10 protein-coding genes are annotated in these 14975 nt (G+C 60.7%); 6 read left to right on the top strand and 4 right to left on the bottom strand.

What is annotated here, in order from left to right; all coding sequences use genetic code 11:
• Positions 1-28 precede the first annotated feature (28 nt).
• On the bottom strand, positions 29-3517 hold the full coding sequence (smc, locus tag FW764_RS03580) for a chromosome segregation protein SMC (protein WP_446432783.1): 3489 nt from the start codon (positions 3515-3517) through the stop codon (positions 29-31).
• A 2-nt stretch (positions 3518-3519) separates the two neighbouring features.
• Positions 3520-4179, bottom strand: a complete 660-nt coding sequence (locus tag FW764_RS03575) for a GntR family transcriptional regulator (RefSeq protein WP_446432782.1) — start codon at positions 4177-4179, stop codon at positions 3520-3522.
• Positions 4180-4459: 280 nt separating this feature from the next.
• On the opposite strand from FW764_RS03575, the gene xdhA reads away from it, so the two are divergent.
• The 4 genes from xdhA to guaD all read left to right on the top strand — a co-directional run bounded on the left by xdhA (position 4460) and on the right by guaD (position 10574).
• Entirely contained in the window at positions 4460-5908 is a 1449-nt protein-coding gene (gene xdhA, locus FW764_RS03570) for a xanthine dehydrogenase small subunit (RefSeq protein ID WP_446432781.1), read from the top strand.
• A complete protein-coding gene (gene xdhB / locus FW764_RS03565; RefSeq protein WP_446432780.1) occupies positions 5901-8300 on the top strand; it encodes a xanthine dehydrogenase molybdopterin binding subunit in 2400 nt (799 codons plus the stop codon). Before xdhA ends, xdhB begins: the two co-directional genes overlap by 8 nt.
• A gap of 115 nt (positions 8301-8415) precedes the next feature.
• A complete protein-coding gene (gene xdhC, locus FW764_RS03560) occupies positions 8416-9255 on the top strand; it encodes a xanthine dehydrogenase accessory protein XdhC (RefSeq protein WP_446432779.1) in 840 nt (279 codons plus the stop codon).
• A gap of 14 nt (positions 9256-9269) precedes the next feature.
• Positions 9270-10574, top strand: a complete 1305-nt coding sequence (guaD, locus tag FW764_RS03555) for a guanine deaminase (protein ID WP_446432778.1) — start codon at positions 9270-9272, stop codon at positions 10572-10574.
• Positions 10575-10700: 126 nt separating this feature from the next.
• On the opposite strand, the gene FW764_RS03550 is transcribed toward guaD, so the two are convergent.
• Positions 10701-11465 (bottom strand): GntR family transcriptional regulator, encoded by a 765-nt coding sequence (locus tag FW764_RS03550; protein ID WP_446432777.1) that lies wholly within the window; start codon positions 11463-11465, stop codon positions 10701-10703.
• A 226-nt stretch (positions 11466-11691) separates the two neighbouring features.
• Between FW764_RS03550 and FW764_RS03545 the strand changes: the two genes are divergently transcribed.
• The gene (locus FW764_RS03545; RefSeq protein WP_446432776.1) at positions 11692-12882 is read left to right on the top strand and encodes a benzoate/H(+) symporter BenE family transporter; all 1191 of its coding nucleotides are present in this window, start codon (positions 11692-11694) and stop codon (positions 12880-12882) included.
• 36 nt (positions 12883-12918) lie between these two features.
• Here the strand turns inward: FW764_RS03545 and FW764_RS03540 are convergent, their stop codons facing one another.
• Positions 12919-13263, bottom strand: a complete 345-nt coding sequence (locus tag FW764_RS03540; RefSeq protein ID WP_122543826.1) for a YggL family protein — start codon at positions 13261-13263, stop codon at positions 12919-12921.
• A gap of 236 nt (positions 13264-13499) precedes the next feature.
• Here FW764_RS03540 and dacB point away from each other — a divergent pair, with 236 nt between their 5' ends.
• Positions 13500-14960, top strand: coding sequence for a D-alanyl-D-alanine carboxypeptidase/D-alanyl-D-alanine endopeptidase (gene dacB, locus FW764_RS03535; RefSeq protein WP_446432775.1), 1461 nt, complete (start codon positions 13500-13502; stop codon positions 14958-14960).
• Positions 14961-14975: the final 15 nt, after the last annotated feature.

Raw genomic sequence — 14975 nt, 5'->3', positions numbered from 1 at the left:
CGCTACAAAAATCCTTTCCCGACGCGGTTCAGGATTCCACCATCGCCATTGCTTCTTCGACATCCACCGCTACCAATCGCGAACAGCCCGGTTCGTGCATCGTCACACCCATCAACTGATCCGCCATTTCCATGGCGATCTTGTTGTGGGTGATATAGATGAACTGCACGGTCTGAGACATCTCTTTAACCAACCGAGCGTAGCGTCCAACGTTAGCGTCATCCAGCGGCGCGTCAACTTCATCGAGCATGCAAAACGGCGCCGGGTTCAACTTGAAGATCGCAAATACCAAGGCCAATGCAGTCAAGGCCTTCTCGCCACCGGACAACAAATGGATGGTGCTGTTCTTCTTGCCCGGAGGCCGCGCCATGATCGTCACCCCTGTATCGAGTAGATCTTCGCCCGTCAGTTCCAAGTAGGCACTGCCGCCACCGAAAACTTTCGGGAATAACGCCTGTAAACCGCCATTAATCTGATCAAAGGTATCTTTGAAGCGATTACGGGTTTCCTTGTCGATCTTGCGGATCACGTTTTCCAGGGTGTCGAGGGCTTCCACCAAGTCGGCGTCCTGGGCATCCAGATAACGTTTGCGCTCGGATTGCTGCTGGTACTCGTCGATGGCCGCGAGGTTGATCGCGCCGAGTCGCTGAATACGCGCAGCAATCCGTTCAAGTTCTTCTTCGGCCTCTTTCTCGTTGGCCTGGGCGGTCAACGTATTAAGCACGCCGTGCAAGTCGTAGCCGTCTTCCAGCAACTGGTCTTGCAGGGTTTTGCGGCGCACGGTCAGGGCTTGCCATTCCATGCGCTGCTGTTCGAGCTGGCCGCGAATCAGCTGTGATTGCTGCTCGGCCTGGGTCCGGCGTTTTTCTGCGTCGCGCAGTTCGCGGTCAGCGTCTTCCAGCGCGATCTGCGCGGTCTTGAGTTCTTCGTCGACGCTCATGCGTTTATCGAGCAGCTCTTCCAGCTTGAGCCGCAGCTCTTCCAGCGGTGCCTCGCCCTCTTCCAGGTTGAGGCTCAGTTGCTCGCGTTTTTCGGTGAGGCGTTCCGATTGCATCTCGAGGCGCTCAAGGGCCTGGCGCGTGGACGTGTGCTGAGCCTGCAGCGAGCCGAGGCGCACCGCCAACTGGTGGGCGTGATCCTTGTGCTGGCGCGCCTCCTGACGCACACGGTCGAGGCGTTCGCGCAGGCTGTCGCGTTGGGCCAGCAACAGTTCGCGCTGCTCGGTGTCCAGCGCCATGCTGTCGAGGGCTTCCTGCAATTGCAGGCGCGCTTCGCCGATTTGTTCGTGTTCCAGAACACGCTGCTCGCCCATCTCGGCCACTTCTTCGTCGAGGCGAGTGCGGCGCAAGGTCAGTTGTTCGGCCTTGGCTTTGCTCGCCGACAGTTGGGCTTTGAGTTCGCCTTGCTGGCGCGCCTCATCCTGCAACAGACGGCGCAGGTGCTCACGGCCGGTCTCTTGCTGGCGCTGAGTGGCGCGTAGGGTTTGCAGTTCGGTTTCCAGGCTTTCCAGGGTGGCTTCACGCTCTTCGCGTTCGGCGCTCAGGTTGACGATTTCCTGGCCGCGGGCCAATACGCCGCTTTCCGCTTCACTGGCACGGCGCACGCGCAGGAAGTGGCGGCCCACCCAGTAGCCATCGCGGCTGATCAGGCTTTCGCCAGCCGCCAGTTGACCGCGCTGGGCCAGGGCTTGCTCCAGCGAGTCCACGGGCTTGACCTGCCCCAGCCATGGCGACAGGTCAATCGCCGCTTCAACTTTGTCGAGCAGACTGCCTGGCACGCGGGCGCCATCGGCAGCCGGGCTGAGCAAACGCAGATCACCTTGGGAGAAACCGGCCAGGTCGAAGCCGCCAAAATCATCGACTAATACAGCCTGCAGGTCGGCACCGAGCACGGTTTCCACCGCGAGCTCCCAACCCGCCTCAACCTTTAAGCCTTCGGCCAGGCGCGGGCGTTCGGCCAGGTGTTGGTCGCGCAGCCACTCGGCCGTGCCGGTGCCTGGGTCCAGTGCGGCTTGCTGCAAGGCTTCGAGGGACGCCAAGCGCCCATTCAAACGCTGCAAATCACCCTGAGCCTGCTGCTGTGCTTGGGTCGCCTGTTGCAGTTGCTGACGCAATTGCTCCAGGCGCTCTACTTGCTGCTCTTCGCTGGCTTCAAGCTCCTCGAGGGTCATTTCGCTTTCGGCGAGCTGCTCGCTCAGCGCCATGATCGCCGCGTCTTCCGGGTCGGCGGCGAGCAACACGCGCTCTTCCTGCAGACGACGTTGACGCTCGGCCAGGCGCTCCATACTGGTTTCCAGTTGTTGAATACGCGACTGCTGCACCTCGGCCTGACGGCGCGGCTCGGCGGATTGCAGGTTGAAAGCGTCCCACTGCTCTTGCCAGCCGTGCATGGTGGTTTCGGACTCTTCCAACGCAGCGGCGGCCTCTTCGGCGGCAGCACTGGTGATTTCCTGCTCCGGGGTGAGCATGTCCAGCTCTTCGCCTAGGGTCAGCAGTAAGGTGCGGTCGTGGCCCAAGTGCGATTCGGTTTCGAGGCGCGCGCGCTCAGCTTCCTTCAAGTCGTCCTGCAACTGGCGCAGACGCTGCTGGCCATGCTGGATGCTCTGCTCGACCCGGGCAATATCGCCGCCTACCGAATAGAAGCGCCCCTGCACCAGGTTGAAGCGCTCGGACAGGTCATGGTGCCCGTCGCGCAGGCGCTCAATGCTGGCGTCGGCATTACGTTGCTCGGCCACCAGCGCTTCAAAGCTGATTTCCTGGGTGCCAATGATGGCTTCGCGCTGGCCGACCTGATCATTCAGCGCCTGCCAGCGCAATGCCGACAGTTGTGCCTTGAGCTGACGCTCTTCGCCCTTGTATTCCTGGTACTTCTCGGCGGCCTGGGCCTGACGGTGCAGGCGTTCCAACTGGCGCTCCAGTTCTTCGCGCAAGTCGGTCAGGCGAGCGAGGTTTTCATGGGTACGGCGGATGCGGTTTTCAGTCTCGCGACGGCGCTCTTTGTATTTGGAGATGCCGGCCGCTTCTTCGATAAAGTTACGCAGGTCTTCGGGCTTGGCTTCGATCAGCTTGGAGATCATGCCCTGTTCGATGATCGAGTAGCTGCGCGGGCCTAAACCAGTGCCGAGGAAGATATCGGTGATGTCGCGACGACGGCACTTGGTGCCGTTGAGGAAATAGCTGTTCTGGCTGTCGCGCGTCACTTTGCGGCGGATGGAGATTTCCGCGTAGGCCGCGTATTCGCCGACCAGCGTGCCGTCGGAGTTGTCGAACACCAGCTCGATACTGGCCTGGCTCACCGGTTTGCGGCTGGTGGAGCCGTTGAAGATGACGTCGGTCATCGACTCGCCGCGCAGGTTTTTTGCCGAGCTCTCGCCCATCACCCAGCGTACGGCGTCGATGATGTTCGACTTGCCGCAGCCATTGGGCCCGACCACTGCCGCCATGTTACTGGGGAAGTTCACCGTGGTCGGGTCGACGAAGGATTTGAACCCCGCCAATTTGATGCACTTGAGCCGCACGCTTAGGCGTCCGCCAATGCAGCGATCACCAGCGAGCAACTGCGCTGGCCGTAGGCCGACAGTACCTGGCGAATCTGCACCAGGTCACGCGCCAGTACGGCGGCGAGCAGTTGCTCGAACAGCGCCAGGTACTCGCTCATCGATGCCTTGCGCTGATCCAGCGCCAGGTAATAGGCGCGGTTCATTGCCGGCTGCAGGTTTTCGACGGTTTCCTGCAAATACGGGTTGTTGGCAAAAGGGTAAGCGGCGCGCATCACGTTGAAACTTTCTTCGACGAAGGCACGGATGTCCTGGCGCTCAAAACTGCCCACCAGACGCTGCTGGATTTGCAGGAACGGCGCCATGTCGGCCTGCACCTGCCAGCCCAGGGCCACCGCATTACCGAGCAGGGTGTACAACTCGCCCATCAGCGTGCACAGGCTCTGCACCTTATGCGCGGTGAGCTCGGTGACGTGGGCGCCACGGCGCGGCAGGATCGCGATCAGGTGGCGGCGTTCAAGGATCAATAAAGCTTCACGCACGGAACCACGGCTGACATTGAGCGCCAGCGTGACTTTCTGTTCCTGGATCCGCTCCCCAGGCTTGAGATCGCCGCGAATGATACGTTCGGCGAGGTGGTGAGCGATTTGCTCGGCGAGACTGTCCGGCGCCTTGAACGTCATGTTTTCCCTTCAGAATCTTCTATCTGTACAAGCGCGGCAGTGTAGCGCATTGGCCCGCTGATGGCGCTACGCCCACCTTGGCGAATTTGGCATGAAATAAGCAGCTTTGAAAACCCAAAAGCCGCCCAAAACGCCGGTTTCAGAAGACTGGACCATAATTGAACGTGTTGCGATCGCACTTTCTTGACCTTCCGGTCAGAAAATCGTTGACCGAAAAGTCAGACATGACTAGATTCGGGGCAAAGCGGTTAACAACAATAATGAATCTGCGAGGCCTTCCGTGATCCAGTTTTTACTTAACCAGGAACTCCGTAGTGAGCACGCCCTGGACCCCAACCTGACCGTGCTCAACTATTTGCGTGAGCACCTGGGCAAATCCGGCACCAAGGAAGGCTGCGCCAGCGGCGACTGCGGTGCATGCACCGTGGTGGTCGGCGAGTTGCACACTGACGCGCAAGGCGCGCAGCAGATTCGTTATCGCAGCCTCAATTCGTGCCTGACCTTTGTGTCGTCGTTGCACGGCAAACAATTGATCAGCGTCGAAGACCTCAAGCACCAAGGCCAACTGCACAGCGTGCAACAGGCCATGGTCGAGTGCCACGGCTCGCAATGCGGCTTTTGCACCCCCGGTTTTGTGATGTCGCTGTTTGCCCTGCAAAAGAACAGCGACGCGCCCGACAGCCAAAAAGCCCATGAAGCCCTGGCCGGCAACCTGTGCCGTTGCACCGGCTACCGCCCGATTCTTGCCGCCGCCGAACAAGCCTGCTGCGACAAACCAATCGACCAGTTCGACAGCCGCCAAGCCGAGACCATCGCCCGCCTCAAAGCCATTGCACCAACGCAAACCGGCGAGCTCAACAGTGGCGACAAACGCTGCCTGGTGCCGCTGACCGTCGCCGATCTGGCCGACCTCTATGACGCTTACCCACAAGCCCGGCTGCTGGCCGGCGGCACCGACCTGGCGCTGGAAGTCACGCAGTTCCACCGCACGCTGCCGGTGATGATCTACGTCGGCAATATCGACGAGATGAAGCGCATCGAAAACTTCGACGACCGTCTGGAAATCGGCGCCGCCACCGCCCTTTCCGACTGCTATGGTGCGTTGCATCACGAATACCCGGACTTCGGCGATTTGCTGCACCGCTTCGCCTCCCTGCAAATCCGCAACCAGGGCACTTTGGGCGGCAACATCGGCAACGCCTCGCCGATTGGTGACTCACCGCCGCTGCTGATCGCCCTCGGCGCGCAAATCGTACTGTGCAAGGGCAATGTGCGCCGCACCTTGGCGCTGGAAGACTACTTCATCGACTACCGCGTCACCGCGCGCCAGGACAGCGAGTTCATTGAGAAAATCATCGTGCCTAAAGGCCACTCGCTATTTCGCGCCTACAAGGTTTCCAAACGCCTGGACGATGACATTTCCGCTGTGTGCGCCGCCTTCAACCTGAAGATCGACAACGGTGTCATCAGCGAAGCACGGGTGGCCTTCGGTGGCATGGCCGCCACCCCAAAACGTGCAAAAAGCTGCGAAGCCGTGCTGGTCGGCGCCCCCTGGAGCGCCGCAAGCGTAGAGAAAGCCTGCGCCGCCCTCGCCGAGGATTTCACCCCGCTGTCGGACTTCCGCGCCAGCAAGGAATACCGCCTGCTCAGCGCGCAGAACTTGCTGCGTAAATACTTTATCGAACTGCAAACACCGCACATCGAGACTCGGGTGACTGCTTATGTCTAACCATCACGGCGTCGTTAAAACCCAGGCCGAACTTGCCGAGCTATTTACCCAAGACCTGACCTCCGGAGTCGGGCGCAGCGTCAAGCACGACAGCGCCGCCAAGCACGTCAGCGGCGAAGCGCAGTACATCGATGACCGCCTGGAATTCCCCAACCAATTGCACCTGTATGCGCGCATGTCCGACCGCGCCCACGCCCGCATCATCAGCATCGACACTGCGCCTTGCTACGCCTTTGACGGCGTGCGCATCGCTATCACCCACGAAGACGTGCCGGGCCTGAAAGACATCGGCCCGCTGATGCCCGGCGACCCGCTACTGGCCATCGACACCGTGCAGTTTGTCGGCCAAGTGGTGCTGGCCGTGGCCGCCCGCGACCTCGAAACCGCGCGCAAAGCCGCCATGGCTGCGGTGATCGAATACGAAGACCTGGAGCCGGTGCTGGACGTGGTCGAGGCCTTGCGTAACAAGCACTTTGTGCTCGACAGCCACACCCACCAGCGCGGTGATTCGGTGGGCGCGCTGGCGACGGCAAAAAACCGTCTGCAGGGCACCCTGCACATCGGCGGTCAGGAACACTTCTACCTGGAGACCCAGATCTCCTCGGTAATGCCCACCGAAGACGGCGGCATGATCATCTACTGCTCCACGCAAAACCCCACCGAAGTGCAGAAGCTGGTGGCCGAAGTACTCGACGTGTCGATGAACAAGATCGTGGTCGACATGCGCCGCATGGGTGGTGGTTTCGGCGGCAAGGAAACCCAGGCCGCAAGCCCCGCATGCCTGTGCGCGGTGGTCGCGCGCCTTACCGGCCAGCCGACCAAGATGCGCCTGCCGCGCGTCGAAGACATGCTGATGACCGGCAAGCGTCACCCCTTCTATATCGAATACGACGTGGGCTTTGACGACAGCGGCCGCCTGCACGGCATTAACCTGGAACTGGCGGGTAACTGCGGCTGCTCGCCCGACCTGTCCAACTCGATTGTCGACCGCGCGATGTTCCACGCCGACAACGCGTATTACCTGGGTGACGCCACGGTCAACGGCCATCGCTGCAAGACCAACACCGCCTCCAACACCGCCTATCGCGGCTTCGGCGGCCCCCAAGGCATGGTCGCCATCGAGGACGTCATGGACGCCATCGCCCGCCACTTGGCGCTGGATCCGCTGGCGGTGCGCAAGGCCAACTACTACGGCAAGACCGAGCGCAACGTCACCCACTACTACCAGACCGTTGAGCACAACATGCTCGAAGAAATGACCGCCGAGCTTGAGGCCAGCAGCCAATACGCCGAACGTCGCGAAGCCATTCGCCTGTACAACGCCCACAGCCCGATCCTGAAAAAAGGCCTGGCGCTGACGCCGGTGAAGTTCGGCATTTCCTTTACCGCCAGCTTCCTCAACCAGGCGGGTGCGCTGATCCACATCTACACCGATGGCAGCATCCACCTGAACCACGGCGGCACCGAGATGGGCCAGGGCTTGAACACCAAGGTTGCGCAGGTGGTGGCCGAAGTGTTCCAGGTTGAAATCGACCGCGTGCAGATCACCGCCACCAATACCGACAAGGTGCCCAACACCTCGCCGACGGCGGCTTCCAGCGGTGCGGACTTGAACGGTAAGGCGGCGCAGAATGCCGCCGAAACCATCAAGCAACGCTTGGTGGAATTTGCCGCGCGCAAGTACGACGTGAGCGAGGCGGACGTGGAATTCCACAACGGCCATGTGCGCGTGCGCGATCAGATCCTGACCTTTGAAAGTTTGATCCAGCAGGCGTATTTCGCCCAGGTCTCGCTGTCGAGCACCGGCTTCTACAAGACCCCGAAAATCTTCTACGACCGCAGCCAGGCGCGCGGTCGGCCGTTCTACTACTTCGCGTTCGGCGCGGCCTGCTGCGAGGTGATCGTCGACACCCTCACCGGCGAATACAAGATGCTGCGCACCGACATCCTTCACGACGTGGGCGCCTCGCTGAACCCGGCCATCGACATCGGCCAGGTGGAAGGCGGCTTTATCCAGGGCATGGGCTGGCTGACCATGGAAGAGCTGGTGTGGAACAACAAAGGCAAGCTGATGACCAACGGCCCGGCCAGCTACAAGATCCCGGCCGTGGCGGATATGCCGCTGGACCTGCGCGTGAAGCTGGTGGAAAACCGCAAGAACCCGGAAGACACGGTGTTCCATTCCAAGGCCGTGGGCGAGCCACCTTTCATGCTCGGGATTGCCTCATGGTGCGCGATCAAGGATGCCGTGGCGAGTTTGGGTGACTATCGCCATCAGCCCAAGATTGATGCGCCGGCGACGCCGGAAAGGGTGTTGTGGGGGTGTGAGCAGATGCGCCAACTGACCGCTGCCAAAGCCATTGAAACCGAGACCGAGTTGGCTTCGCTCTAGACCGAGGCGCTGCCTTCGGGGGCAAGCCCGCTCCCACATTTGAATGTGTTCACAAATCAAATGTGGGAGCGGGCTTGCCCCGATAGCGGCCTCACAGACACCACAAGAGGTGACTATGAACAACTGGATCAGCGCCCTCGCCGACCTGCAGAACCAGGGTGAACCCTGCGTGCTGGTGACTATCATCGAAGAGCTCGGCTCCACGCCGCGCAATGCCGGCTCAAAGATGGTGATCAGCGCCGCGCAGACCTTCGACACCATCGGTGGCGGGCACTTGGAATACAAGGCGATGCAGATCGCCCGCGACATGCTCGTGCGCGGCCAGCAAAACACCCACCTGGAGCGCTTCAGCCTCGGCGCCAGCCTGGGCCAGTGCTGCGGCGGCGTGACCGTGCTGCTGTTCGAACCCATGGGCCAGGTACAAGCGCAGATCGCCGTATTTGGCGCTGGCCATGTCGGCCGTGCCTTGGTGCCGTTATTGGCCAGCCTGCCGTGTCGGGTGCGCTGGATCGATTCCCGCGACCAGGAGTTTCCTCAGCATATCCCTCAGGGCGTGCGTAAAATCGTCAGCGAAGAGCCGGTCGATGAAATCGCCGACTTGCCCGTGGGCAGTTACTGCATCGTCATGACCCACAATCACGCGCTGGACCTGGAACTGACCGCCGCCCTGCTCAAGCGTAATGACTTCGCCTACTTCGGCCTGATCGGCTCGAAAACCAAACGGGTCAAGTTCGAACACCGCCTGCGTGATCGCGGCTTCGACACCGCGCACCTGCAACGCATGCGCTGCCCCATGGGCCTCACCGAGGTGAAGGGCAAATTACCGGTGGAGATCGCCATCTCCATCGCCGGTGAAATCATCGCCACCTATAACGCGAACTTCGGCCAGCACACCGCGAGCGCCGAACCCATTGCCAAACTGCTGCCGGCCTCGCGCCGCAGCCAAGCTATCTAACAATTGAGATCACCATGCCTTTGACTCGCAAAGCCTACCGTGCCGCCATCTTGCACAGCATCGCCGACCCTGCTGAAGTGGGGATTGAAGCGTCCTATGAATACTTCGAAGACGGCCTGCTGGTGGTCGACAACGGTCAGATCAGCGCCTTGGGCCAAGCCCGCGATTTGCTGCCAACGCTGCCCGCTGATATCGACGTCACTCATTATCAGGATGCACTGATCACGCCGGGCCTGATCGACACGCATATCCACCTGCCGCAAACCGGCATGGTCGGCGCCTATGGCGAGCAACTGCTGGATTGGCTCAACACTTACACGTTCCCGTGCGAAAGCCAGTTTGCCGACAAGGCCCACGCCGAGGAAGTCGCGGATATCTTCATCAAGGAACTGCTGCGCAACGGCACCACCACCGCATTGGTGTTCGGCAGCGTGCACCCGCAGTCAGTCAATTCGTTTTTTGAAGCGGCCGAGAAACTCGACCTGCGCATGATCGCCGGCAAGGTGATGATGGACCGCAACGCGCCGGACTACCTGACCGACACCGCCGAATCCGGCTACCAGGAAAGCAAGGCGCTGATCGAGCGCTGGCACGGCAAGGGCCGTTTGCACTATGCGGTCACGCCACGTTTCGCGCCGACCAGCACGCCTGAACAACTGACGCTGGCCGGGAAACTGCTTGGCGAATACCCAGACCTATACATGCAGACGCACATCAGTGAAAACCTGCAGGAAGTCGAGTGGGTGAAAGAGCTGTTCCCGGAGCGCAAAGGCTATCTGGATGTATACGACCACTACAAACTGCTCGGCGAGCGCTCGGTGTTTGCCCACGGCGTGCACCTGTGTGACGACGAGTGCGCGCGGCTGGCGCAGACCGGTTCGGCTGTGGCGTTCTGCCCGACCTCGAACTTCTTCCTCGGCAGCGGCCTGTTCAATTTGCCGATGGCCGAGAAGCACAAGTTGAATGTAGGCCTGGGCACCGACGTGGGTGGCGGCACCAGCTTCTCGCTGCTGCAAACCCTGAACGAAGCCTACAAGGTCATGCAGTTGCAAGGCGCGCGGCTGAGCCCGTTCAAGTCGCTGTACCTGGCGACCTTAGGCGGCGCGCGGGCACTGCGACTGGAAGACAAGATCGGCACGTTGCAGCCAGGCACTGATGCGGACTTTTTGGTGCTGGACTACAACGCCACGCCACTGCTCAGCTATCGCTTGAAGCAGGCCAATAACATTGCCGAGACGTTGTTTGTGTTGATGACGCTGGGGGATGATCGGGCAGTGCTGCAGACGTATGCGGCGGGCGCTCTGGTGCACCAACGCTGACCCCAACCACAGCACAGAATAAATGCCGGAGGGGGCTTGCTCCCGATAGCGGTGGAACAGTCAACTGATTCAGTGACTGACACCCTGCCATCGGGAGCAAGCCCCCTCCCACATCTTTAATTGGGTTTACAGCTTTATTGAGGAACGCCCCGGCTTCTTGGTCTGCAGCAAATGCGAAAACACCGCATGCAAATCATCCGACGCACTTTCCTCATCGAGGTTGAGCTTGCTGTCAATGTGATCCATGTGGTGCATCATCAAATTCACCGCCAGCGCCGTGTCGCGCGCTTCGATCGCGTCGATCAGTTGGGTGTGCTCATCGTAGGAGCAGTGCGAGCGGTTGCCGCTTTCGTACTGGGCGATGATCAACGAAGTCTGGGACACCAAACTGCGCTGGAAGCTGATCAGTGGCGCATTCTTCGCCGCTTCGGCCAGCTTAAGGTGGAACTCACCGGAGAGGCGGATACCGGCACCACGGTCGCCGCGCGAGAAGCTGTCGCGCTCGTCGTTGACCATCTGGCGCAACTCGGCCAGTTGTTCAGCCGTGGCGTGCTGCACCGCTAACTCAGTGATCGCCCGTTCAACCAGGCGCCGGGCCAGGAACACTTGGCGTGCTTCTTCGACACTTGGGCTCGCCACCACCGCACCACGATTGGGCCGCAGCAACACCACGCCTTCATGGGCCAGGCGCGACAGCGCGCGGCGAATGATGGTGCGGCTGACGCCGAAGATTTCGCCCAGTGCCTCTTCACTCAACTTGGTTCCGGGCGCCAGGCGTTGTTCAAGGATGGCCTCGAAGATATGCGCGTAGACGATATCGTCCTGGGTTCCGCTGCGACCGGCCTTGCCGGCTCGCGGTTGTTTCTTGAGAGGTTGCAACTGTTCGTTCATGGGCACTCGGGTTTGGAGAACGGCGGCGAATTAACGGTAATACGGCAAGCGCGTGTCGCTGGCAAGTATCACCTAAAAACACGGCACATTGTACACAACCCACTGCGCCAACACACTGTACGGCTGTTTGCGGCGTCGGCTGTATTGCAATGAGTGGTTACGTTTGAGTTTAGGCTTGAATACGCGCCTTCACCGGCAAACACCCAGGTAAAAGGAACACCTCTGCATGACCGACGCCACCCAAGCGCCCTTGCGCCCTCTGGCCGACACTTCTGCGTCGGCCGTAGTCGCCGGCTTCATCGCCATGATGACCGGTTACACCAGCTCACTGGTCCTGATGTTCCAGGCCGGCCAAGCGGCCGGTTTGACCACGGCGCAGATTTCCTCATGGATCTGGGCCATCTCCATCGGCATGGCGGTGTGCAGCATCGGTCTGTCCTTGCGTTACCGCACGCCGATTACCATTGCCTGGTCGACCCCGGGCGCGGCACTGTTGATCACCAGCCTGGGCGGCGTCAGTTACGGCGAGGCCATCGGCGCCTATATCACCTGCGCGGTGCTGGTGACGCTGTGCGGCCTGACTGGCAGTTTCGAAAAACTGGTCAAACGCATCCCGTCGTCACTGGCGGCGGCCCTGCTGGCGGGAATACTGTTCAAGATCGGCAGCGAAATTTTCGTCGCGGTGCAGCATCGCACTGGCCTCGTGCTCGGGATGTTTTTCACTTACCTGATCATCAAGCGCCTGTCGCCACGCTACGCGGTACTCGCTGCGCTGCTGCTGGGCACCGTGCTGTCGGGGCTGATGGGGCTGCTGGATTTCAGCGGGTTTCACCTGGAAGTGGCGACACCGGTATGGACCACGCCGCACTTCTCACTGGCGGCGACCATCAGCATAGGCATCCCGCTGTTCGTCGTGGCGATGACCTCGCAGAACATGCCCGGCGTCGCCGTGCTGCGCGCCGACGGCTACAACGTGCCCGCCTCACCTTTGATCACAGCAACGGGGTTGGCGTCTCTGGTGCTGGCACCGTTCGGCTCCCATGGCATCAACCTGGCGGCGATCAGTGCGGCGATTTGCACCGGGCCGCATGCCCATGAAGACCGCAACAAGCGCTACACCGCCGCCGTATGGTGCGGTGTGTTCTACGCAATTGCCGGGGTATTTGGCGCGACATTGGCAGCACTGTTCGCAGCGTTGCCAAAAGAACTGGTGCTGTCGATTGCGGCGTTGGCACTGTTTGGCTCGATCATCAATGGCTTGAGCATCGCCATGAATGAGCCGAAGGAGCGAGAAGCGGCACTGATCACCTTTATGGTCACCGCGTCAGGTTTGACGCTGTTTTCCATCGGTTCGGCGTTCTGGGGGATTGTGGCGGGGGTGTTGACACTGCTGATTCTGAACGGGCGCAAGGCATAAAAAAACGGCGACCCTCAGGTCGCCGTTTTTTCAGTATCACTTAGCCGCGTTGATCGGCTTTTCCGGATACCACACGTCCAGCAACGGGCTGACTTCAGCCTTGGTCAGCTCGGAACGGGTTTTCAGCCAGGCTTCAACAGCAGCGCGCTGCTCTTCGGAGACCGAGCCACGCTTCTGCAGGCAAACCAGACCGAAGTCATCGCCGCCGACATAGCCCAGACCGTTGGCTTCCATGGCTTCTTTGATGAATGCTTCGAGGAAAGCGTCGATAGCCTCTTCACTCAGGCCTTCTTTGAAGTCCAGGTTCAGTTCGAAACCCAGCTCTTGAAATTCATCAACGCACAGTTTTTTGCGCAGACGCTGGGAACGGTTAGTCGCCATTGGAACAATCCTCATAAGTAATAACGGGCGGCACTTTAGCAGTTTAAGACAGCAATTGCCCGACTCTCTGGGACAGCCGGCCATTTCTCTGCAAAAAAACGCGCAATACCCGCTAACGTTCAGCTACAACTGCATCTACCTTGGGGCATAATGCCGACACTTTCGTGACCAATGAGGGATTTTCTTCCGTACCCCTCGCCTTTTTCACCCTCCTCAGCAGTAGGGTTTTATTCTTTATGATCAAATCTTTTCGCTCAGCACTACTGGCCGGCTTTTTTCTACCTCTGGCCCTTTCCGTCTCTGCTGCCCCGATCAACAACACCCTGCCGCCCAGCGTTGCGCAGGCGCTGCAGAAAGCCAAACTGCAAAATACCGCGCTGTCTCTGGTGATGCTGCCCCTCACCGGCCCCGGCACGCCGACCGTATTCAACGCCGACGTGTCGGTGAACCCGGCCTCCACCATGAAGCTGGTCACCACCTACGCGGCCCTGGAAATGCTCGGCCCCAACCACCAGTGGAAAACCGAGTTCTACACCGACGGCACCCTCAGCGCTGGCGTGTTGCGCGGCAACCTCTACCTCAAGGGCGGCGGCGACCCCAAGCTGAACATGGAAAAACTCTGGCTGCTGATGCGTGATCTGCGTGCCAATGGCGTGCGGCAAGTCACCGGCGACCTGGTGCTCGACCGCAGCTTCTTCAACCCGCCGCAGTTGCCCGAATTCAATGACGACGGCAATGACGAAAACAAGCCGTTCCTGGTCAAGCCCGACGCCCTGCTGGTCAACCTCAAGGCGCTGCGCTTCGTGACCCGCAACGACTCGGGCCGAGTGATCGTGTCGGTCGAGCCGCCGATTGCCAGCGTCCGTATCGACAACCAGGTCAAAGTCACCAGCGCCAAGCAGTGCACTGGCGACGTGCGCTACAGCCCGGTCACCGCCGCCGATGGCAGTGTCACCGTGACGGTCAGCGGCCAGTTGGGCGATGGCTGCAGTTCGCAGACTTACCTGTCGCTGCTCGACCACGCCACCTACACCGCCGGCGCCGTGCGCGCGATCTGGCAGGAATTGGGCGGCACCATCCAGGGTCGAGATATCCAGGCGCCAGTGCCCAAGGACGCCAAGGTACTCGCCCGCGCCTTTTCGCCGGATCTGGCGGAAATCATCCGCGACATCAACAAATACAGTAACAACACCATGGCCCAGCAGTTGTTCCTGAGCCTGGGTGCGCAGTTTCGCAACGACGCCGACGGCGACGACGCCAAGGCGGCGCAACGCGTGATTCGACAGTGGCTGGCGAAAAAAGGCATCACCGCGCCGCACCTGGTGATGGAAAACGGCTCCGGCCTGTCCCGCGCCGAACGCGTCAGCGCTCGCGAGATGGCAGCCATGCTGCAAGCCGCCTGGAAAGGCCCTTACGCGGCGGAATACATCAGCTCGCTGCCGATCGCCGGCACCGACGGCACCATGCGCAAACGCCTGAAAACTACCGCCATGCGCGGCGAAGCCCACGTCAAAACCGGCACCCTGAACACCGTGCGCGCGATTGCCGGGTTCAGCCGCGACAACAACGGCAATACCTGGGTGGTGGTGGCGATCCTCAACGATTCGAAACCGTGGGGGGCGTCCTCGGTGCTGGACCAGGTGCTGCTGGACCTGTATCGCCAGCCGAAGCTGGCGACGGCGGCACCGGTACTCTAAGAAGCACCGCAGTAA

This window comes from Pseudomonas sp. 1152_12 (assembly GCF_052850675.1).
Note: the sequence above shows the minus strand (reverse complement) of the source record. Positions and strands in the feature narration are given on the sequence as shown.